17 protein-coding genes are annotated in these 21,056 nt (G+C 67.0%); 9 read left to right on the top strand and 8 right to left on the bottom strand.

Annotation, left to right across the window (positions count from 1 at the left end):
- Window positions 1-27: 27 nt before the first annotated feature.
- The 5 genes from C722_RS0114700 to C722_RS0114680 all read right to left on the bottom strand — a co-directional run bounded on the left by C722_RS0114700 (window position 28) and on the right by C722_RS0114680 (window position 4,976).
- The gene (locus C722_RS0114700) at window positions 28-336 is read right to left on the bottom strand and encodes a cytochrome o ubiquinol/quinol oxidase subunit IV (RefSeq protein ID WP_017641225.1); all 309 of its coding nucleotides are present in this window, start codon (window positions 334-336) and stop codon (window positions 28-30) included.
- On the bottom strand, window positions 333-962 hold the full coding sequence (locus C722_RS0114695) for a cytochrome (ubi)quinol oxidase subunit III (protein WP_026083865.1): 630 nt from the start codon (window positions 960-962) through the stop codon (window positions 333-335). Before C722_RS0114695 ends, C722_RS0114700 begins: the two co-directional genes overlap by 4 nt.
- On the bottom strand, window positions 959-3,022 hold the full coding sequence (locus C722_RS24970; RefSeq protein ID WP_017641223.1) for a cbb3-type cytochrome c oxidase subunit I: 2,064 nt from the start codon (window positions 3,020-3,022) through the stop codon (window positions 959-961). Before C722_RS24970 ends, C722_RS0114695 begins: the two co-directional genes overlap by 4 nt.
- Complete coding sequence (locus tag C722_RS0114685) at window positions 3,015-3,956, bottom strand: hypothetical protein (protein WP_017641222.1); 942 nt, start codon at window positions 3,954-3,956, stop codon at window positions 3,015-3,017. Before C722_RS0114685 ends, C722_RS24970 begins: the two co-directional genes overlap by 8 nt.
- A 120-nt stretch (window positions 3,957-4,076) precedes the next feature.
- The gene (locus tag C722_RS0114680; RefSeq protein WP_017641221.1) at window positions 4,077-4,976 is read right to left on the bottom strand and encodes a LysR family transcriptional regulator; all 900 of its coding nucleotides are present in this window, start codon (window positions 4,974-4,976) and stop codon (window positions 4,077-4,079) included.
- A gap of 146 nt (window positions 4,977-5,122) precedes the next feature.
- Here C722_RS0114680 and C722_RS0114675 point away from each other — a divergent pair, with 146 nt between their 5' ends.
- The 4 genes from C722_RS0114675 (at window position 5,123) to C722_RS0114660 (ending at window position 10,327) form a co-directional block, all read left to right on the top strand.
- Window positions 5,123-6,202 (top strand): 4-oxalomesaconate tautomerase, encoded by a 1,080-nt coding sequence (locus tag C722_RS0114675; protein ID WP_026083864.1) that lies wholly within the window; start codon window positions 5,123-5,125, stop codon window positions 6,200-6,202.
- Window positions 6,203-6,259: 57 nt separating this feature from the next.
- A complete protein-coding gene (dctA, locus tag C722_RS0114670) occupies window positions 6,260-7,573 on the top strand; it encodes a C4-dicarboxylate transporter DctA (protein WP_017641219.1) in 1,314 nt (437 codons plus the stop codon).
- A gap of 114 nt (window positions 7,574-7,687) precedes the next feature.
- Entirely contained in the window at window positions 7,688-9,001 is a 1,314-nt protein-coding gene (locus C722_RS0114665; RefSeq protein ID WP_017641218.1) for a CitMHS family transporter, read from the top strand.
- Between the two features lie 72 nt (window positions 9,002-9,073).
- The gene (locus tag C722_RS0114660; RefSeq protein ID WP_017641217.1) at window positions 9,074-10,327 is read left to right on the top strand and encodes an OprD family porin; all 1,254 of its coding nucleotides are present in this window, start codon (window positions 9,074-9,076) and stop codon (window positions 10,325-10,327) included.
- A gap of 42 nt (window positions 10,328-10,369) precedes the next feature.
- Here the strand turns inward: C722_RS0114660 and C722_RS0114655 are convergent, their stop codons facing one another.
- Window positions 10,370-11,155, bottom strand: a complete 786-nt coding sequence (locus C722_RS0114655; RefSeq protein WP_017641216.1) for a substrate-binding domain-containing protein — start codon at window positions 11,153-11,155, stop codon at window positions 10,370-10,372.
- Window positions 11,156-11,306: 151 nt separating this feature from the next.
- Between C722_RS0114655 and C722_RS0114650 the strand changes: the two genes are divergently transcribed.
- The 3 genes from C722_RS0114650 to C722_RS0114640 all read left to right on the top strand — a co-directional run bounded on the left by C722_RS0114650 (window position 11,307) and on the right by C722_RS0114640 (window position 14,626).
- A complete protein-coding gene (locus C722_RS0114650) occupies window positions 11,307-11,984 on the top strand; it encodes a response regulator transcription factor (RefSeq protein ID WP_017641215.1) in 678 nt (225 codons plus the stop codon).
- Window positions 11,962-13,344 (top strand): HAMP domain-containing sensor histidine kinase, encoded by a 1,383-nt coding sequence (locus C722_RS0114645; RefSeq protein WP_017641214.1) that lies wholly within the window; start codon window positions 11,962-11,964, stop codon window positions 13,342-13,344. Before C722_RS0114650 ends, C722_RS0114645 begins: the two co-directional genes overlap by 23 nt.
- 112 nt (window positions 13,345-13,456) lie before the next feature.
- Complete coding sequence (locus tag C722_RS0114640; RefSeq protein ID WP_017641213.1) at window positions 13,457-14,626, top strand: serine hydrolase; 1,170 nt, start codon at window positions 13,457-13,459, stop codon at window positions 14,624-14,626.
- Between the two features lie 15 nt (window positions 14,627-14,641).
- Here the strand turns inward: C722_RS0114640 and C722_RS24965 are convergent, their stop codons facing one another.
- Entirely contained in the window at window positions 14,642-15,607 is a 966-nt protein-coding gene (locus tag C722_RS24965; RefSeq protein WP_017641212.1) for an alpha/beta hydrolase, read from the bottom strand.
- Window positions 15,608-15,886: 279 nt separating this feature from the next.
- On the opposite strand from C722_RS24965, the gene C722_RS0114630 reads away from it, so the two are divergent.
- Window positions 15,887-16,879: a helix-turn-helix transcriptional regulator gene (locus tag C722_RS0114630; RefSeq protein WP_037064016.1), complete on the top strand. Its 993-nt coding sequence runs from the start codon at window positions 15,887-15,889 to the stop codon at window positions 16,877-16,879.
- Between the two features lie 108 nt (window positions 16,880-16,987).
- Window positions 16,988-17,902 carry a transporter gene (locus tag C722_RS0114625; RefSeq protein ID WP_017641210.1) on the top strand — a complete coding sequence of 305 codons (915 nt, stop codon included), beginning with the start codon at window positions 16,988-16,990 and terminating at the stop codon, window positions 17,900-17,902.
- Here the strand turns inward: C722_RS0114625 and C722_RS0114620 are convergent.
- Window positions 17,899-20,793, bottom strand: coding sequence for a PAS domain S-box protein (locus C722_RS0114620; RefSeq protein ID WP_017641209.1), 2,895 nt, complete (start codon window positions 20,791-20,793; stop codon window positions 17,899-17,901). The genes C722_RS0114625 and C722_RS0114620 overlap by 4 nt on opposite strands.
- Between the last annotated feature and the right edge of the window lie 263 nt (window positions 20,794-21,056).

Raw genomic sequence — 21,056 nt, 5'->3', positions numbered from 1 at the left:
TTGCCGCGCAGTCGGGCGGCAAGCCGATCAATGCATGCGGTGCTGCAGATCGCCGAGCACCACCAGGCTGCCCACCACCATCAGCACCAGGATCAGGCTGGTGAACAAGAGCAGATAGAGGTCGTGGCGGTGCGAGCGGCCCAGGCTGATATGCAGGAAGCAGCGCAGGTGCACCAGGATCTGCAGCAGACCCAGGCCGAAGATGACCCCCAGGGTGGTGCCGCGCGGCCAGCTCGGGAAGAGCACCAGACCGATGGGGATCAGGCTCAGCGTCACCGCCAGCAGCAGGCCGATCACGTAGCTCGTCAGCTCCCGACGATAGTCATCTCTCTTCATGGCAGCAGCCCCTGCAGGTAGACCACCGAGAGGATGGCTACCCAGACGATATCGAGAAAATGCCAGAACAGGCCCAGCCGCATCAGCCGGGTCTTCACCGGCGTATCCAGGCCGAACACCCTGAGTTGCACCAGCATCACCACCAGCCACAGACAGCCACTGGCGACGTGCACCCCGTGCATGCCCACCAGGGCGAAGAAGGCCGAGAGAAAGGCGCTGCGCTGGGGCAGGGCGCCCTTGTCCGCCATGCTGAGGAAGTCGTGCACCTCCAGGCCCAGAAAGACCAGGCCCAGCGCCAGGGTCACCAGCAGCCAGGTCACCAGGGGCCGCAGGCGACCCTCGTGGTACTTCATGGCCAGGGACGCCAGGCCATAGGTGAAGCTGCTGGCCAGCAGCACCAGGGTCTGCAGGGTGACACTGCCGATCTCGAAGACGTCCCGGGCGACCGGGCCCCCGGCGGTGGCGTGCTGCAGCGTCGCGTAGATGGCGAACAGCAGCGCGAACACCAGGGCGTCGCTCATCAGGAAGATCCAGAAGCCGAACAGCGAGTATTCGGCCTCGGCGTGGGTCGCGTGATCGGTGTGACCGACGTTGAGGCCGGCGTGGTTCATATCACGCGAACTCATGGCCCCATCTCCGCCAGGCCACGATTGCCCGGCCCGGTTTCCTCGTCGCGCGTGACGGGGCGGGTCGCGGCGACCTCATCCAGCCAGGCCTCATGTTCGCGCCGAACGTCCGCCGCCGAGATCAGTCGCTCGGTATCGCGCTGGAAACTGCGGGCGATCACCGCCCCCCAGGCCACCAGCAGCCCCAGTACCGCCATCCAACCGATGTGCCAGACCAGGCCGAAGGCGCAGGCGAAGCCCGCCGCGCCGACGATGACCGGGACGGCACTGTTCTTGGGAAGCACCAGATCGGCATAGGTCCGCGGCCGGTCGTAGGCCAGGCCCTGTTCCTTGAGCCAGGTGAAGGGATCCCGGTCGTTGATCGGCAGCGGCACGGCGAAGTTGTATTCCGGCGGCGGCGCGGCCACGGCCCATTCCAGGGTGCGGCCATTCCAGGGATCGCCCACCGGCACCCGCGTACTGTCGCGCCGGCGGATGCTCACCACCAGCTGGATCACCAGGCTGGCCAGGGCGGCGAGCAGGATCACCGCGCCCAGCTCGGCGACCCACAGCAGCGGGGCGAAATCGGGATTGTGGATCGCCTGGCTGCGCCGCGGCAGGCCGGAGACGCCCAGCACGTACAGCGGCATGAAGGCGAGCAGGAAGCCCAGGCCGAAATTCAGGGCGGCGATGCGGCCCCAGCGCTCGTCGAGGCGAAAGCCGAAGGCCTTGGGAAACCAGAAGTGATAGCCGGCCAGCATGCCGAACAGCATTCCGGGGATCAGCATGTTGTGGAAGTGGGCGACCAGGTACACGGTGTTGTGCACCTGATAGTCCACCGGCGGTGTGGCCAGGGTGATGCCGGTAAGGCCGCCGATGACGAACAGCATGATGAACATTACCGCGTAGATCAGCGGCGTGGTCAGGCGGATGCGACCGCGGAACATGGTTGCCATCCAGTCGTAGATCTTCACCCCGGTGGGAATGCCGATGAGCATGGTGGCGATGCCGAAGGCGGCGTTGATCTTGGGGCTCTGGCCCATGGTGAAGAAGTGGTGCAGCCAGACGGTAAAGGACAACACGGCGATCACCAGGGTGGCCCAGACCAGCGAGTGATAGCCATAGAGACGCTTGGTGGAAAAGGTGGCGAAGACCTCGGAAAACACCCCGAAGGCCGGCAGGATGAGGATGTACACCTCCGGGTGGCCGAACAGCCAGAACAGGTTGATGTAGTTCATCAGGTTGCCGCCCTGGGTATTGGTGAAGAAGTGGAAGTCCAGGTAGCGGTCCAGGGCCAGCAGCAGGGTGGCCACGGTCAGCGGCGGCATGGCGAAGATCATCAGGATGCTGGTGCACAGCGCGGTCCAGCTGAACAGCGACATGTGGAACAGGCGCATGCCCGGCGCCCGTTCCTTGTAGAGGGTTACCGCGAAGTTGAGGCCGGTGAGGGTGCTGCCCAGGGAGCTCAGGGTCAGGGCCCAGATCCAGTAGTCCGGGCCGACGCCGGGCTGATATTCGATGCCGGTATAGGGCGGATAGCCGCTCCAGCCACCAGTGGAGAAGCGCCCCAGCACCAGTGAGACCATCACCAGCGCCGCGCCGGCTACCGTCAACCAGAGGCTGATGGCATTGAGCAGCGGAAAGCGCACGTCGCGGGCGCCGATCTGCAGCGGCATGACGAAGTTGATCAGCCCGGTAAGAAAGGGCATGGCCACGAAGAACACCATGATGGTGCCGTGGGTGCTGAACAGCTGCCCGAAGTGTTCCGGCGGCAGATAGCCCGGCGCGTCGATGGCCAGGGCCTGCTGAGTGCGCATCATCACCCCTTCCACCACGCCACGGCTGAACATCACCAGGGCCAGCACCACATACATGATGCCGATGCGTTTGTGGTCCAGGCTGGTGAACCACTCCTGCCAGAGATAGCGCCATTTGCCGAGCCAGGTGATCACCCCGGCCGTGGCGAGGGCGCCGAGGATCACCACGCTGGCGCCGCAGGTGGCCACCAGGCTGTAGAAGGGCAGGGCGTCGTAGCCCAGGCGGCCGAACAGCAGGTGCCAGAGGGCCGAGGAGTCAGTCATGGGCGGCTCCGGTGAAGGTGTCGCAGGCGGGTACCGGGTCCTGGCGATAGCGCGCCAGCACCCAGGCGAAGAGAGCGGGTTGGGTCAGGCGCAGCTCGGCGGCCTGCTCCAGGGTGCCGGGGCGGGCCAGCACCTGGTAATGAGCGCAGTCCAGCGCCTCGCGAGCCTGACCCACCCTTTGGGTCCAGGCTTGAAAGTCGGCCTCGCCCAACACCCGGATCGGGAAGTGCTGGTCCTGGAAGCCCTTACCGCTGTACTGAGCGTTGCGTCCCTCGAACTGGCCGGGCGCGGGAATCTGCAGATAGCGCTGCGTCTGCATGCCGGCCATGGCATAGATCTGGCCGCCCAGGCGCGGCAACAGCAGCGACTGCATCACCGTATCGCTGGTGAGCTTGAGCTGTACCGGACGGCCCGCCGGCAGGACCAGTTCGTTGACACTGGCGATGCCCTGCTCGGGGTAGAGGAACAGCCACTTCCAGTCCAGGCCGATCACCTGGACCTCCAGCGGCGCCACGCCAGGTGTCGGCGAGCGATAGGGGTCCAGGCTGTGGGTGCGGGTCCAGACCAGCATCGCCAGCACCGCGACGATCAGCGCCGGGACGCCCCAGGCGAAGACGTCCAGCAGCCAGGAGAACTCCCAGCGCGGCCGGTAGGCGGCGCGGTCGTTGCCGTGGCGATAGCGCCAGACGATCAGCGGGGTGAGCAGGATCACCGGCAGCACCACCACCAGGGCCAGACCGACGATCCACAGCAGCAGGTCGCGTTCGCCACTGGCGGCAAGGCCGGCCGGGGCGAAAAAGCCGTGTTGCAGCGGCGAACAGCCCGTGAGCGAAGCGGCGAGCAGCAGCCCGGCCAGCGCTCCGACGGCGGAGCGGCGCTTCGAGGTGCTCCCCGGACGAGGGGAAGAAGGACGCGATATTCGCGCTAGGGACATGAGCGGACCCGACCGTAACCAGTTGTTGCAGCCAACAGACCGCCCGAGGGGGCGCGACGTTCACTGGATACTGGCGCTTGGCCGCCTCAGCTCGGGGGCGGGTGACGTGCAAGGCCCGAACTAGGGCTGTTCGGTCTTCCACTGGCCGAGCAGGATGGCGACGAATTTCTCCGCGGCAGGCGACAGCGAGGCCCCACGGCGCGAGACCAGGCCGAGGGTACGGGTCACTTCCGGATCAGTGAGGGGCACGCTGACCAGGGTCGGGTGGTCGGCGTCCGGCATGGCCAGGCTGGGCATGGCCGAGACGCCGAGGCCGGCTTCCACCATGCCCAGGGAGGTGGACAGGTGCTGTACCTCATAGAACCACTTGGGGCGGATGCCCCGCGCGGAGAGGGCATGGTCGAGCAGCACCCGGTTGCCGCTCAGGCGCCCTACGCCGATCAGCCGGTGCTCGACCAGCTCGGCCCAGCTGATCGAGGGGCGTCCGGCCAATTCATGGTCACGCCGGCAGGCCAGCACGAACTGCTCCTGCACCAGGGGCACGAACTCGATGTCCGGATGCTGGCCGCTGAGCATGTTGATACCGAAGTCCGCTTCACCACGCAGCACGGCTTCCAGGCCGTCGTTGGCACTGAGGTCCAGCAGGCGGATGCGGATCTTGGGGTAGTGCTCGTTGTACTGGCGGATCACCGAGGGCAGAAAATAGAAGGCCGCGGTGGGGATGCAGGCCAGGGTGACCTGGCCGGTCTGGCGTTCGGCCAACTCGCGGATGCTGAGGATGGAGTCCTCGAAGTCATCCAGCAGGCGCCGCGCCTTGGGCAGGAAATCGCGGCCGACGCTGGTGAGACCGACGCGACGGGTGGTGCGTTCGAGCAGGGGCGTGCCCAGCCCGTCTTCCAGCTTCTTGATGCGTCGACTAAGCGCCGGCTGCGACAGGTGCAGGGCGTCGGCAGCCTCATGGAAGCTGCCCAGTTCGGCGATTTTCACGAAAGATCGAATATCTTGCAGCTCATAGTCCATGAACAGCCTCTGATCGAGCGTCTCGAGTATTGATTATCCAAGTGGAATAATAGCGACGATATTTGCATTGGATAGATTTATCTACGGCTGCCAATCTTGCCCCTAGAACATCAATAAACGCTATTGATCAACAAGAGACAGCAGTCATGCAACGTATTCCCTGCGTTCTCATGCGAGGTGGCACCTCCAAGGGCCCCTTCTTCCACGCCAGCGACTTGCCCAGCGATCCCGTCCAGCGCGACGAGATGCTGATCGACCTCATGGGTGCCGGTCATGAACTGGAAATCGACGGCATTGGTGGCGGTAGCCCCCAGACCAGCAAGGTCGCCATCATCAGCCCGTCCAGCCATCCCGATGCCGACGTGGACTATCTCTTCGTCCAGGTGATGGTCGCCGAGCGCCGCGTCGATACCGCGCCCAACTGCGGCAACATGCTCTGCGCCGTGGGTCCCTTCGCCGTGGAGCAGGGGCTGGTCGCCGCTGAAGACGGCAAGACCCTGGTGCGCATCCGCAACCTCAACACCAACAGCTTCGTCGATTCGCTGGTACATACGCCCGGCGGCCTGGTGCGCTATGAAGGCGACACCGCCATTGATGGCGTGCCCGGTACCGCCGCGCCGGTGCAGCTGACCTTTCTCGACGCCGTGGGCAGCAAGACCGGCAAGCTGTTTCCCACCGGCCAGGCCACCGACGTCTTCGAGGGCGTGCCGGTGACCTGCATCGACATGGCCATGCCGATGATGATCGTCGACGCCCGCCACCTGGGCGTGACCGGCAGCGAGCGCCCGGCCGAGCTGGACGCCGACTCCGGGCTGCTGGCGCGGCTGGAAGCCCTGCGGCTGCAGGCCGGCCGGGCCATGGGCCTGGGCGATGTCAGCGGCAAGGTGATCCCCAAGCCGGTACTGGTGTCTGCACCCCAGCACGGCGGCACCCTGCAGGTGCGCTATTTCATGCCGCACAGCTGCCACCGCGCCCTGGCCATCACCGGTTCCATCGGTCTGGCCACCGCCTGCGTCACCGCGGAAACGGTGGTGATGGCGTTGCTCGGCGAGTCGGCGCGTGACCTGACCCACGTCCGCCTGGAGCATCCCAGCGGCGGGATCGACGTCGTGCTGTCGCGCGGCGGCGCGGACGACACTACCATCCAGGCCTCCGTCGTCCGGACCGCGCGCCGCCTGTTCGCCGGCCACGTGTACGCGCCCACCGCGCGGAGGCTCGCCAGCTAAAGCGATATCCCCCAACCACCAGCGCATCCGCACAACTTCAATAAACGGTGATGCCCCATGAAACTTGCCAAATCGCTGTACTTCCAGATCCTCTGCGCCGTGGTCCTCGGGGTGCTGGTCGGTCACTTCTGGGCGCAACAGGCCGTCGCGCTCAAGCCCCTGGGTGACGCCTTCATCAAGCTGATCAAGATGATGATCGCCCCCGTGGTGTTCTGCACCATCGTCACCGGCATCGCCGGCATGACCGACAAGAGCACCCTGGGTCGGCTGATGGGCAAGACGCTGCTGCTGTTCCTGGTGCTCACCGTCATCAGCCTGTTCATCGGCCTCGGCGCGGTCTATCTGTTCCAGCCTGGCGTGGGCATGAACATCGATCCCGCGACCCTGAGCACCGCCAGCATCGCCCAGTACACGGCATCGGCGGCCAAGCTCAGCGTGGTGGACTTCTTCATGCACATCATCCCGGACACCTTCATGGGGGCGTTCAACAAGGGTGAGGTGCTGCCGGTGCTGTTCATCGCCGTGCTCTGCGGCTTCGCGCTGTCCGCCATGGGCGAGCGCGGCCGGCCGGTGCTGGATGTGCTGGAGTCGGCGTCGCAGATGGTCTTCCGCATCTTCGGCTACCTGATGCGCTTCGCGCCGGTGGGTGCCTTTGGCGCCCTGGCCTTTACCGTCGGCCAGTACGGCATCACCTCGCTGGGTTCCCTGGCCAAGCTGATCGCCACCCTCTACATCGCCTGCGCCTTCTTCGTCTTAGTGGTGCTGGGCGCGCTGTGCCGCTCGCGCGGCTTCAGCCTGTGGAAGCTGCTGCGCTACTTCCGCGAGGAATTCCTGGTGGTGCTCGGCACCTCGTCCACCGAGCCGGTGCTGCCGCGCATGTTGCAGAAGCTCGAAGGGCTGGGCTGCAAGAAAGGCGTGGTCGGCCTGGTGCTGCCCACCGGCTACTCCTTCAATCTGGATGGCACCGCCATCTACCTGTCGCTGGCCGCGGTCTTCATCGCCCAGGCCTGCAACATCGACCTCACCATCGGCCAGACCCTGACCATGCTGGCGATTATGCTGCTGTCCTCCAAGGGTGCGGCAGGGGTGACCGGCAGCGGCTTCGTCGCCCTGGCCTCGACCCTCACCGTGATCCATGACATCCCCCTGGCCGGTCTGGCGCTGCTCATCGGCATCGACCGCTTCATGTCCGAGGCCCGCGCCCTGACCAGCCTGGCCAGCAACGCCGTGGCCACGGTGGTGATCGCGCTGGGCGAGGGCGCCTGCGACCGCGACAAGCTGATGCGCGCCCTGGAAACCGGCAAAGCCGAACCCGTGGTGCTGCCCGAGGCCGCCGAGTGGACGGCACCGGACGTTCGTCCCCACGCCTGATCGTTTAAACCCCGCTACCGCTGCAGTCCCACCTCCGCGCCGTCACCTGGCCGGAGGAGGGGATCGGCTGGCCCGCGTTTGGCCAGGCACACGACAAGAACAAGGGATATGCCTATGCTCGCGCTTCTCGGTCTGATCATGGTGGTGACCTTCACCTACCTGATCATGAGCAAACGTCTGTCGCCCATCGTGGCGCTCACCGTGGTGCCCATCGTCTTCGCCCTGATCGGTGGCTTCGCTCCCACCACCGGCAAGATGATGCTCGACGGCCTCAAGATGGTGGCGCCCTCGGCGGCGCTGCTGCTCTTCGCCATCCTCTTCTTCGGCCTGATGATCGATGCCGGACTGTTCGATCCGCTGATCCGCAAGATCCTCAAGCGGGTCAACGGCGACCCGGTGAAGATCGCCATCGGCACCGCGCTGCTCTCGCTGCTGGTGGCCCTGGACGGCGACGGCACCACCACCTACATGATCACCTGCGCCGCCATGCTGCCGCTGTACAAGCGCATCGGCATGAATCCCATGGTGCTGGCGACCGTCTCCATGCTCTCGCTGAGCATCATGAGCGGCATGAGTCCCTGGGGCGGCCCGGCCACCCGCGCCATCGCCGCCCTGGGGCTGGACGCCACCGCCTACTTCATTCCCATGCTGCCCACGGTGATCGGCGGGGCGGCCTGGGTGGTCTTCACCGCCTTCCTGCTCGGTCGCCGCGAGCGCGCGCGCATCGGCAACGTCGCCCTGGAAAGCGGCGGGGCGGCGGGCGGCAAGTGCTATATCGAGGAGATCCTCGGTGACTCGCCGAACAAGCGCCCCCGCCTGGCCTACGTCAATCTGGTGCTGGTGATCGCGGTGATGACCGCCCTGGTCATGGGCGTGATGCACGCGGCCATCCTCTTCATGATCGGCTTCGTGCTGGCGCTGATGATCAACTACCCGCAGCTGGAGTTGCAGAAGGAGCGCATCCTGGCGCACTCGGGCAACGCCATGACCGTGGTGCTCCTGGTGTTCGCCGCGGGCATCTTCGCCGGCATTTTTTCCGGCACCAAGATGGTCGATGCCCTGGCCCAGACCCTGGTCGACTGGATTCCGCCGGCCTGGGGCCACTGGTTCCCGCTGGTGGTGGCCATCACCAGCATGCCGCTGACCTTCGTGCTGTCCAACGATGCCTATTACTTCGGCGTGGTGCCCATCCTGGCCAATGCCGCCGCGGCCTATGGGATCGATCCGGTGGAGATCGCCCGCGCCTCGGTGCTGGGCCAGCCGGTGCACCTGATGAGTCCGCTGGTGGCCTCCACCCTGTTGCTGGTGGGCATGGTCGACCGCGACATCGGTGACTTCCAGAAGGCCACCGTCAAATGGGCCGTGCTGACCTCCCTGGTCATCACCGCCATCGCACTGCTCACCGGCGCCATCTCCTTCTTCGTCTGATCCTCCTGGCGGGCGGGCATGCTCGTGCCCGCCCGCTGCAATCCCACTCCAAAAACAACAAGAGACTTCCTCATGTCCCAACTCCTCAAGGGTGGCGCGGGTTGCGCCGCCCTGTGCGCCTGTATGCCCTTCGCCGACGCCGCCGGCTTCCTCGAAGACAGCAAGCTCAGGCTGCAACTGCGCAATGTCTACTTCAACGAGAACTTCCGCGACGAACAGGGCCTGAGCGCGCGCGCCGCTGCCACGGCCAAGAGCGAGCGCACCGAGTGGGCTCAGGGGTTCCTGCTGGACTACCGCTCGGGCTTCACCCAGGGCACCGTTGGCTTCGGCCTGGACGCCCTCGGCCTGCTGGGCGTGCGCCTGGACTCCGGGCGTGGGCGTAGCGGTACTGGATTGTTGCCGGTGCACGGCGACGGGCGGGCGGCGGCGGAGGCCAGCGCCTTCGGCGCCACCGCCAAGGCGCGGCTGGGCAAGACGGTGGTCAAGCACGGCACCCTGTTGCCCAAGACCCCGGTGCTGGTCTACAACGATGCCCGCCTGCTGCCCCAAACCTACCAGGGCACCCAGGTCACCAGTGACGACATCCAGGGCCTGACGCTGACCCTGACCCACCTCGATCGCTTCAAGCTGCGCGATTCCACCAACAGCAACGGCCTCTTTCCCGACGGCTACAGCGGCAGCCAGTCCGGCAATTTCAGCTACGGCGGTGCCGAGTACCAGGTGAGCAAGAGCCTGAGGCTCAGCTACTTCCACGGTGAGCTGAACAACTTCTATCGCCAGGATTTCGCTGGCCTCCAGCATGACCTGCCGCTGGCAGGGGGCGTGCTGACGGGCGACCTGCGTTACTTCAAGAGTCGCGATACGGGCGCAGCCTACGCGGGCAAGATCGACAACGACATGCTCAGCGGCCAACTGACCTATTCCCACAGCGGCCATACGGTCGGCGCGGGGTTGCAAAAGCTCAGCGGGGATGCCGGCCTGCCTTACATCAGCGGTGCCACCGTCTATTCCTTCAGCAACGTCGGCATCGGCAAGTTCATCGAGGAAGACGAGAAGACCTGGCTGCTCAGCTACGTCTACGACTTCAAGACGCTGGGGCTGCCCGGGCTGACCTTCATGACCCGCTACATCAGCGGCGACAACGGCCGCTCCGGCAGCGAAGGCCTGCACGAGTGGGAACGCGATGTGGAACTGGCCTACGTGGTGCCCAAGGGCTCGCTCAAGGGGTTCGGCGTCAAGCTGCGCAACTATGTCTATCGCGCCGACTTCGCCCGTGGCCGGGACAGCAATCGCCTGTACCTGACCTACGACCTGGCGCTCTGGTAGCAGAGGGGAGGAGGGGAGTCGCGAGGGCGACTCCCCTGGGGTTCACTGCGCGGGAATCGGCTTGAGGCCGCTGTCCTGGATAACCTTGGCGGCGTCCTTCGAGGCCAGGTACTGCAGCAGGGCGCGGGCGGCATCCGGGTGCGTGCTCTTGCTGACCACGGCACCGGAATAGAGGGTCATCTTCTGCGCCTGGTCGGGGATCAGGCCGACGATGTCGATGCCTTGCACGGGCTTCAATTCGCTCAGTTGCTGGAAGCCCAGCTGCGCGTCACCGCGGGCGACGACTTCGCCCACCGGCTCGGCGGGGATCATGCGCGCCTTGGCCTTGAAAGCATCGCTCAGCTGCATGCGCGGGAAGAGGATGTGCGCCAGGTAGACGCCGCTGGCGCTGTCGGAATAGGCCACCGACTGGGCGCTTTCCAGGCTCTGCTTGAAAGCCTCCATGGTGGAGATGTCCGGCTTGGGGGCACCCTTGCGTACCGCCATGGCGATGAAGGATTGCCCCAGGTCGACGCGGCTGTCCTTGAGCGCCTGGCCGTTGGCGACCAGCTTGTCCAAGGCCGAACCCACCATCAGCACCACGTCGGCCGGCTCGTTGCGGGCCAGGCGCTGGGGGATGGCCTGGGGCGTGTCGCCCATGGACGGCGCGGCGGCGATGTCCAGTTTCACGCCGGTGGCCTTTTCATAGGCCGGCGCGACCTCGCGGATGGCGCCCATGATCCCGCCCGAACTCAGCACCGTGAGGGTGGTGGCGGGTTGCGCCGCCAGCAGCGGCGTGGAAGCCAGCAGCAGGGCGCCGAGGGCGAGGGTGGGCAAACGTCGAAACATGGTGATGACTCCAGGGTGAAAAGACCGACGATAGACCGCGGGCAAGGCGGGAGCGCGTTAGTCCGAATGAAGAAAAATTTAATTTACCGGCCTGGTGGTTTTCCCTAGGGTGTCCGGTCCGCCAGACCGGGCGCCAGATCCAGAGGCCGCTATGACCCAGGCTTTGGTCATCGAAGACGACGAGGTGACCGCCCATGCCATCGCCAGCGAATTGCAGGCGCAAGACTATCAGGTGCGCTGGGAACGCACCGGCCGCGACGGCCTGGCCGCGGCCATCGCCGGCGGCCACGACATCATCACCCTCGACCGCATGCTGCCGGATTTCGACGGCCTGACCATCGTCAGCACCCTGCGTGGCCTCGGCATCGCCACCCCGGTGCTGATGCTCAGCGCCCTGTCCGATGTCGACGAGCGCGTCCGCGGCCTGAGATGCGGCGGTGACGACTACCTGACCAAGCCCTTTTCCCTGGTGGAGATGATGGCCCGTCTGGAGGCACTGCTCAGGCGGCCGGTGGCCCAGTCCGCCAGTCACCAGCTGCGGGTGGGCGAGCTGACCCTGGACCTGATCGAGAACACCCTGACCCGTGCCGACGAGGCCATCGCCCTGTTGCCCACCGAATTCAAGATCCTCACCTACCTGATGCGCAACGCCGGCCAACTGGTGACCCGCACCATGCTCTTCGAGCAGGTCTGGGGCTATCACTTCGATCCGGGCACCAACATCATCGACGTGCACATGGGGCGGCTGAGACGCAAGATCGAGCGGGCGGGGCGGCCGCTGGTGCATACCGTCCGCGGAGCCGGCTATGTCCTCGTCGTCCCGGACTAGGGCCGGCAGGCGCTGGCGCTCGGGGAGCAGTCGCCTGCTGGCGCTCTATGCGCTGCTCTTCGTGGCCTGGGGTGCGGTCTTCACCGGGGTGCTCTACTGGCAGATCTCCGGCTATCTGGGCGCCGTGGCGGAGCGCACCCTGCTGCAGCGGGCGCACTACTACGGCAAGGTGGCGGATGCCGACCTGCTGGGCGAGCTGCAGGCCAGCGAGGTCTATTCCATGCCCGGTATCGACGCCTACGGCCTGTTCGAAGCCGATGGCCGCTATGTCGCCGGCAACCTGGTCAAGCTCTTGCGTAACCTGCCGGACGATGGCCGGGTGCACTACCTGCAGCGGGGACTCCGGACCTCCGACGCCCTGGACGAGACCCGCAGCAGCCATGCCTTTCTGCAGCGCCGCGCGGACGGCCGCATCCTGGTGCTGGCCCGCGATGGCGGCTCCATCTCCGCAGTCGGTGGCATCATCGGCCAGGCGCTGTTCTGGGGGCTGTCGCTGACCCTGATTCCCGGACTGGTGGGCTGGCACCTGTTGCGGCGGCGCCCGCTGCGGCGGGTGGAACGGTTGCAACGCAGCCTGGAGCGGATCGTCGCCGGTCATCTGGAAGAGCGGCTGCCGCTGTCACCGCGGCACGACGAACTGGACATGCTGGCCGATGCGGTCAATACCACCCTGGCCCAGCTGGAGCGCTCGATGCACGAGGTGAAGGGGGTCTGCGACGGCATCGCCCATGACCTGCGCACCCCGCTGACGCGGCTGCGGGCGCGCCTGCACCAGTTGCAGCAGCTGCCGCTGGCCGAACCCCAGGCCGACAGCCTCGCTGAAGCCCTGGCCGAGACCGAAGCCATCATGTCGCGCTTCCAGGGCTTGCTGCGTATCTCCGAGCTGGAGGACACCCGGCGGCGCATGGCCTTCGCGCCCCTCGATCTGGCCGCGCTGCTGCGCCAGGCCCATGATTTCTACGAGCCCCTGGCCCAGGAAAAGGCCCAGACCCTGAGCCTGGAACTGGGTGAGGAACTGCCGGAGGTGCAGGGCGACGCCGAGTTGCTGTTCGAGGCCCTGGTCAATCTCCTGGACAACGCCCTCAAGTTCGCCCCCGAGGGTGGCCAGGTGCGCCTGGTGGCACGCGGGGTCGGCACCGCGGTGCGCATCGAGGTGATCGACGACGGCCCCGGCATTCCCGAAGCCGAGCGGGAGAGCGTGCTGCGGCGACTCTATCGCGGCGATGCCAGTCGCCAACAGCCGGGCTACGGCCTGGGCCTGTCGCTGGTGGCGGCCATCGTCCGCCTGCATGGCTTCAGCCTGAGCATCGAAGCGGCCGAGCCGGTGGGAGCCCGGGTGGTCATCACCAGCGCCGGCTGAGGCGCGGCTTCCTAAATTTTTCTTCACTTTCCTTCATTTGAGACCGGAGCGGGCCGCTCCCAGGATGGCGGGCCCCACTGCCACACCGGATCCGTCGCCCGTGAAACACCCCTTGCTCTGCCTCGGTCTCGCCGCCCTGGGTCTCGCCTGGCTCGGCCAGGTCGAGGCCGCGCCCGCCGCTGCGCCCGCCGCCAATGTGCTCATTCCCTCGCCACCCCAGCTCTCGGCCAAGGCCTGGGTACTGATGGATGCCACCACCGGCCAGGTGATCGCCGAGGAGGATTCCCACGAGCACCTGCCGCCGGCCAGCCTGACCAAGCTGATGACCGTCTATGTGGCGACCCGCGATATCCAGGCCGGCCAGCTCAAGGCCGACGATCAGGTCACCGTCAGCGAGCACGCCTGGCGCACCGAGGGCTCGCGGATGTTTCTCGATCCGCGCACCTCGGTGTCGGTGCATGATCTACTGCAGGGCATCGTCATCGATTCGGGCAACGACGCCAGCGTGGCCCTGGCCGAGCACATCGCCGGCAGCAACGAGAGCTTCGCCAGTCTGATGAACGCCACTGCGCAGCGCCTGGGCCTGCACGACAGCCACTTCATGAATCCCACCGGGCTACCCGACCCCGAACACTTTTCCTCGCCCTACGACATGGCGCTGCTGGCGCGGGCCATCATCCAGGACGAGTCGGCCTACTACGAGCTCTATGCCAAGAAGTACTTCACCTGGAACGGTATCCGCCAGCCCAATCGCAATCTGCTGCTCTGGCGCGATCACAGCGTGGATGGTCTCAAGACCGGTCATACCGAGGCGGCCGGCTATTGCATGGTGACCTCGGCACTGCGCGATGGGCGCCGGCTGATCACCGCGGTGTTCGGCTCCAACTCCATCAACAACCGCGCGGCGGATACCCAGAAGCTGCTGACCTACGGCTATCGCTTCTTCGAGAACCAGACCCTGGACCAGGCCGGCGTCGCCCTGGGTACCCCGGCGATCTGGGAAGGCGAGCAGTCGACCTTGCCGGTGGGGGTGACCCAGGACGTGGTGCTGACCCGCCCCAAGGGTCAGCAGCCGCCCGAGCGTCGGCTGGTGCTGGACGAGCCGCTGGTGGCGCCCATCGCCCAGGGCGCGGTGGTCGGGCGCCTGGAGCTGGTGGCTGGCGAGCGCATCCTGCAGACCCGGCCGCTGGTAGCCCTAGAGGCGGTGGAGCAGGCCGGCTGGTGGTCACGCTGGCCGGAGCATCTCTACCGGCTGGTGCTGCACTGGTTCGGCCGGATCTGACCGGCGCGGGCGGCCCTAGGCCTCGTGCTGCAGATGCTCGCGTAGAAAGGCGTTCATCCGCGTCAGGGTCCAGCGCACGCCTGGCAGCACCCCGAGCATCTCGATGAAGCCATGGATCATGCCCGGCAACTCGTGGTACTCCACGGCGTTGCCGGCGCCGATCAGCGTCTGGGCGTAGAGGCGGGCGTCATCGCGCAGGGCGTCGCATTCGGCGCCAAAGATCAGCGCCGGCGGCAGGTCGGCGTGGGAGGGGGCATAGAGCGGCGAGACGCGCGGATCGCGGGTGTCCACGTCCCGCAGATACATCCCGGAGAAGTAATCCATCATCGGCCGGGTCAGGGGCGGGACCTCGGCATTCTCGATGCGCGAGGGGTGGTTCCAGGCGTCGGGCGTGTTGTCGACGCCGGGATAGATCAGCACCTGGGCCTTGAGCCGGAGCGGTCCTTCGCGCAGGTGCAGGGCAGCCATGGCCGCCAGGCCGCCGCCGGCGCTGTCGCCGGCCACGGCGACGCGGTCGAGATCGAGATTCAGGGCGCTGCCGGCCTGGGCCAGCCAGTGCAGGGCGGCCAGCACATCGTCGGGGCTCGCCGGTGCCGGATGCTCGGGGGCGAGAGCATAGTGCACCGCCAGCACCGCAAAGCCGGTGCCCAGGGCGATCTGGCGGCAGAGCGAATCATGGCTGTCCAGGTCGCCGATCACCCAGCCACCGCCGTGCAGATAGACCACCAGCGGGCGCGGTCGAGCGTCTTCCGCATAGGGCCGATAGAGACGCAACGGGATGGGGCCGAGGGGACCTGGCGCGGTGAGCGCCTCCACCCGCGTCACCGGCGCCGGCGGCAGGCCGAGGGCGCGATTCAGCTGCACATAGGCGGCGCGCGCCTGCTCCGGGGTGAGGCTGTCCAGCGGCGGCTGCGGGTGAGCGGCCAGCTGCACCAGCAGGCCGGCGACCTCGGGAGTGAGGCGCGCGAAGACGTCGGGCATGGGGCTTCTCCTGTGGTCCCGGGCGCCAGGATGGAGGCCGGGTCGCCGCCAGCCTCGCCGGAGGTCACGGGCGGGTCTATCGATCAGATGAACGATGGCGACCGGCGTTGGACCCCGGTTCGCGCGCGGCCGTTGCGCGGACGCGCGGGTAGCAGAGGGCGGCCTATCCTGCATCTGAACGATAGGCGCGCCGCAGCGGTACGGTAGACTCGGACCCAAGCCAGGCCCCGTCAGGGGGCCGGCATCCTACCCAACGACAATCAAAACAATGGGGGTAGCATGGATCAGTCAGCCGTCGTTTCCTGCAGCGTGCCCAGTGCGGTGGTCGCTCGCTTCAGCCAGGTCGTCCTGGCGCTGCAGGCCCGCCTGCGTGGCGGGGCCATCACCGAATTCCATGCCCAGGCACTGGAGCAGCTGCAGCGCCTGGTCGCCTTCGACAAGGCCTGGTGGGGCAACTCCGCCTGGCGCGACGGCGTCCCCGTGGCGCACAGCACCTTCCTGTTGGGGCTGCCTGGCAGCTATACCCAGGAATGGGATGCCCTCAAGGCCGAGGACCACGCCCTTGGCGACCTGCATCAGGAGCAGGGCCGCTGTCAGCTGTTCGATTGCCGGGACCAGACGGCCGCGCCGGCCCTGGCTGCCCTGGGGCAGCGGTATGGCCTGGCCCATGGCCTGCGCATCGTGCTCACCGACGACCAGACCCGCCTGGGCGTGCACCTCACCCTGTTCCGCGAGGATCCCGCCGCCCCCTTCACCGCCCTCGAATGCCAGCTGGTGGAATGGCTGATGCCGCACCTGCTGCATGCCGAGCGCGAGAGTTGCCTGCGCACCCTGGCGACCCTGAGAGACAGCCAGGGCAGTTTCGACGAAACGGCCCTGGCGGTGTGCGATCGCTATGGCGTGCTGCTGTCCATGGAGCCCGGCTTCGCCGCCCTGCTGGCCGGCGAGTGGGAGGGTTGGCAGGGCAATCGCCTGCCGCCCGCCTGCGATCCTCAGGGCACCTACCAGGGCCGCACCCTGCAGCTCGATGCCCAGCCGCTGGGCGATCTGCTGCTGCTCAAGGCGCGTCGGCGCAGTTCGGCGGAACGCCTCAGCGCCCGAGAACTGGAAGTGGCCCAGTGCTTCGCCCTGGGCCAGACCTACAAGGAAGTCGCCCGCAGCCTGGGCATGGCGCCGGCCACGGTCCGCCATCACCTGAGGCGCATCTACGAGAAGCTCGGCGTCAACCGCAAGGCGCAGATCGCCCAACAGGTCGCCGCCGCGCCGGACTGATCCTCCCCTGATCCCCTATGCCAAGACTGGGCGCCGCCCGTGCCCGGTGAGGCCTCGCTCGCCCGCTCGAATGCCCTGAGGAATCCTGCCATGCCGTCTCTGCCCGGAATGCTGACTCGCGCCGCCGTCCTGTCGCTCGCCGCGCTGGCCGCCACCACCCACGCCACCGAAAAGGGCATGCCGACCACCGCGGCCGGGGTGCAGGACTTCGGCGCCGGCTTCATGCCGCCGTCGACGCCCTTCGGTACGGTCGGCCTGCGCTTCAGCGACTATCAGGCACGGGTGATCAAGGACAGCCATGGCAAGGACGATGGCAACGATTTCAACATCAACGTCCTGGCCATCGGCCTGGCCTATCTACGCATGACCGACCAGCAGCTGTTCGGTGCGCGCTACGGCTTCGGCGCGGTCTCGGTGTTCTTTCGCATGGACGCCGATCTCGGCATCAACGCCGGCGGCCAGCGCGTGTTCAGCGACAGCGCCGAGCTGTTCCGCCCGGCCGATCTGCAGCTGATTCCGCTGATCCTCGCCTGGGAGCCAGCGCCTGGCGTCGGCATCAACACCCAGCTGTCGATCCAGGCACCTACCGGCGACTACGACAAGGATCGCCTGGTCAGCCCCGGGACCAACCACTGGACGGTCTCGCCGATCCTCAACGCCAGCTATATCAGCCCGAGCGGACTGGAGCTGTCGTCCAGCTTCCAGGTCGACCTCAATGCGCGCAACGCGGCCACCGACTATCGCAGCGGGGTGGAGTATCGCCACGAATTCGCCGTCGGCCAGCATTTCGGCCCCTGGACCGCGGGCCTGGGCGGCTACTACTACCGCCAGCTCAGCGACGACGACGCCCCCGGCCTGACCCGCGGCAACCGTGCCCGGACGCTGGCACTGGGGCCGGCGCTCAGCTTCTTCGAGCCCACCTCGGGGCTACCGGCCATCTGGCTGCACGCCTACAAGGAATTCGAGGCGCGCAACCGGGCAGAGGGCTATACCGTGGCGCTGAAGCTCGGCGCCAGCTTCTAGACCGCACCCATCATCTCGCGCACCCGCGCCGCCAGGGCATCGACGGCGAAGGGCTTGGTGAGGATCTCCATGCCGGGATCCAGATGGCCATTGCCGATGGCGGCGTTCTCGGCATAGCCGGTGATGAACAGCGTCTTGAGCCCCGGGCGTGACTGGCGCCCCGCATCGGCCATCTGCCGCCCGTTCATGCCGCCGGGCAGGCCGACGTCGGTGATCAACAGGTCAAGGTGCACGTCCGATTGCAGAATCTTCAGACCCGTCAGGCTGTCGGCCGCTTCGATCACCGCGTAGCCGAGGTCTTCGAGAATATCCATGACCAGCATCCGCACCGTCGGCTCGTCGTCGACGATCAGCACCGTTTCGCCCTGGCTGGTACCGGCCACGTCCAGGCGGGTGGCCAGGCCTTCGGCGGCCGGTGCCTCGCCCAGGTAGCGCGGCAGGTAGATGCACAGGGTGGTGCCCTGGCCGACTTCGGAGTAGAGCCGCACCTGGCCGCCTGACTGACGAGCGAAGCCATAGATCATCGACAGGCCCAGGCCGGTGCCCTGGCCGATGGGCTTGGTGGTGAAGAAGGGTTCGAACACCCGGGCGGCGACCTCGGGCGGTATGCCCACCCCGGTATCGGTCACGCACAGCGACAGGTATTGGCCTTCCGGCAGGTCCTGAGCGCGGGCGATTTCACGATCCATCCAGCGATTGGCGGTTTCGATGGTGATGCGACCGCCCTTGGGCATCGCGTCGCGGGCATTGATGCAGAGATTGAGCAGCGAATTCTCCAACTGGCTGGGGTCCACCAGGGCGGGCCAGAGGCCGGCGGCGCCGACGGTTTCCACCTGGATGCCAGGACCCACGGTGCGCTGGATGAGTTCGGTGAGGCCATCGATCAGCTGGTTGACGTCCACCGGGCGTGGCGCCAGGGTCTGGCGCCGGGAGAAGGCCAGCAGTCGGTGGGTGAGGGCGGCGGCGCGCTTGGCGGCGCCCTGGGCGGCCACCAGATAGCGATCGAGTTCGCGCAGCCGTCCCTGGGCGATGCGCGTCTCCATCAACTCCAAGGCACCGGAGATGCCGGCCAGCAGGTTGTTGAAGTCGTGGGCGAGGCCGCCGGTCAACTGGCCGACCGCCTCCATCTTCTGCGACTGGCGCAGCTTTTCCTCGGCCTGCATCAACTCGGCCGAGCGTTCGGCGACCCGGATCTCCAGGGTCTCGTTGAGGGTCCGCAGGGCGGCCAGGGCCTTGTCCCGCTCGGCTTCGATGGCTCGCCGCTCCTCGACGTCGATGAGCACCCCGGGAAAGTGCAGCGGGGTGCCGTCGGCGGCGTGATCGACCCGGCCATTGGCCTCGATCCAATAGTAGCGGCCATCGGCGCGCCGTACCCGGTACTGGTGGGCGAAGGGACCGCCCTGGGCGATCACGACGTCGATGGCGTGGGCGAGACCGTCCTTGTCGTCGGGATGGACGTTGGTCACCACCTGGGCCAGGCTCAGACCTTCGCGACCCAGGCGCGGGTCGAGGCCGAAGACCGTGGCGAAGGCCTCGTCCACGGTGAATCGGTCGGTGGGCAGGTCCCAGTGCCAGGTGCCGATGATGGCGCCAGCGGACAGAGCCAGCTGCACCCGCTCGATGTTTTCCCGCGCCAGGGCCTCGCTGATGCGCAGCCGTTCCTCGGCGTTGCGCCGCTCGGTCACGTCGCTGAAGAGGATGGCGATCTGGCGTTCGTCGGGATCGCCCACCCGCACGGCGCGGACATCGAACCAGCGCTCGAAGGTGTTGGCGTAGTTCTCGAAGGTCGCCGGCTCGCCGGTCTTGGCCACGTGGCCGTAGGTATCGAACCAGAACCGTTCCAGGTTGGGGGCGAATTCGGTCACCCACTTGCCGCGCAGGTTGACCCCGGCTTGGCGTTCGAAGGCCGGGTTGGCCTCCAGGAAGCGGTAGTCGATGGGCTTGTCGTCGGCGTCGAACTTGACCTGGACGATGGCGAAGGCCGAGCCGATGGTCTCGATGATGGCGCGAAAGCGTTCCTCGCTCTTGCGCAGGGCGGTTTCGGCGGTCTGCAATTGGCTCATGTCCAGCATGGCGCCGATCATCCGCGTCGGGCGGCCGTAGCTGTCGCGGATCACCCGGCCGCGATCGAACACCAGGGCATAGGAGCCGTCCGCCCGCAGGAAGCGGTACTCGCCGGTCCAGACCGTGCCGTCGCCGTCGATCACCCCGTGGATGGAAGCATCGATCCGCGCGCGGTCGTCCGGGTGGATCTGGCCGAGCCACCAGCTGCCAGTGGGCTCCACGGTTTCCGGCAGGTGACCATAGGCCGTGGTCAGGGCTTCGTTCCACAGGACCTGGCCACTGTTGAAGTCCCAATCCCAGATGGCGTCGTTGGTGGCTTCGGCCACCAGGCGATAACGCTCCTGGGTTTCCTTGAGCGCCAGGCCCGCCAGGTGTTCGACGGTGCGATCGCGCAGGATCTTGACGAAGCCCAGGGGCTCCCCGTCTTCGTCGGTGAGGGCCATCATCTCCCCCGAGGCCCAGAAGCGCTGGCCGTCCTGGCGCAGGTGCCAGCGCTCGTCCAGGGCGCTGCCGTCCCTCAGGGCCTTGGCCATCTCGTATTCGGCGCGATGGTTGGCGCGGTCTTCGGGGGTGAAGAAACGTGAGGCTTGCTCGCCGATCATCTCCCGAGCGCTCCAGCCCATGACCTGCTCGGCACCCGGATTCCAATCGGTGATGCGCCCCTGACGGTCGCTGACCACGATGGCGAATTGGGTGGTGCTTTCCAGCACCGCGCGACTACGAGCCTTGCTGGAGCGGGGCGCGGCAGGCTGCAGGGCGGCACGCAGGCGCAGAACTTCGGCTTCGAGCTCTGCGCGGGTCAGCGTGGCCAGGGGTACCTCACTCATCTTGCTGGAAATCCTCGGCGAAAGCGGTCACGGGAGGGTTGGACCGCGAAAAACGCCAGAGTGTGGCGGGCGCGCTTCGGGCAGAAAAGCCTCTGCCGCTGATCGGCAAGCCGACTGGATGAGAGGACGCTCCAGCGCGAGAAAAGCACTGCGCCTTCGAGCGAGACGGCGACCTGGTCCAGTCGCCTGGCCTAGAGCAGGGCAAGCGAGGCGGGCAGGGCAGCGAAACCGGCACGTCCGAGCGACGGCCAGGCCTGCAAGGC

The organism is Pseudomonas sp. 313, assembly GCF_000316965.1.
In the GTDB taxonomy this organism is placed as follows: domain Bacteria; phylum Pseudomonadota; class Gammaproteobacteria; order Pseudomonadales; family Pseudomonadaceae; genus Chryseomonas; species Chryseomonas benzopyrenica.
This window is presented reverse-complemented; position numbering and strand designations above follow the sequence as displayed.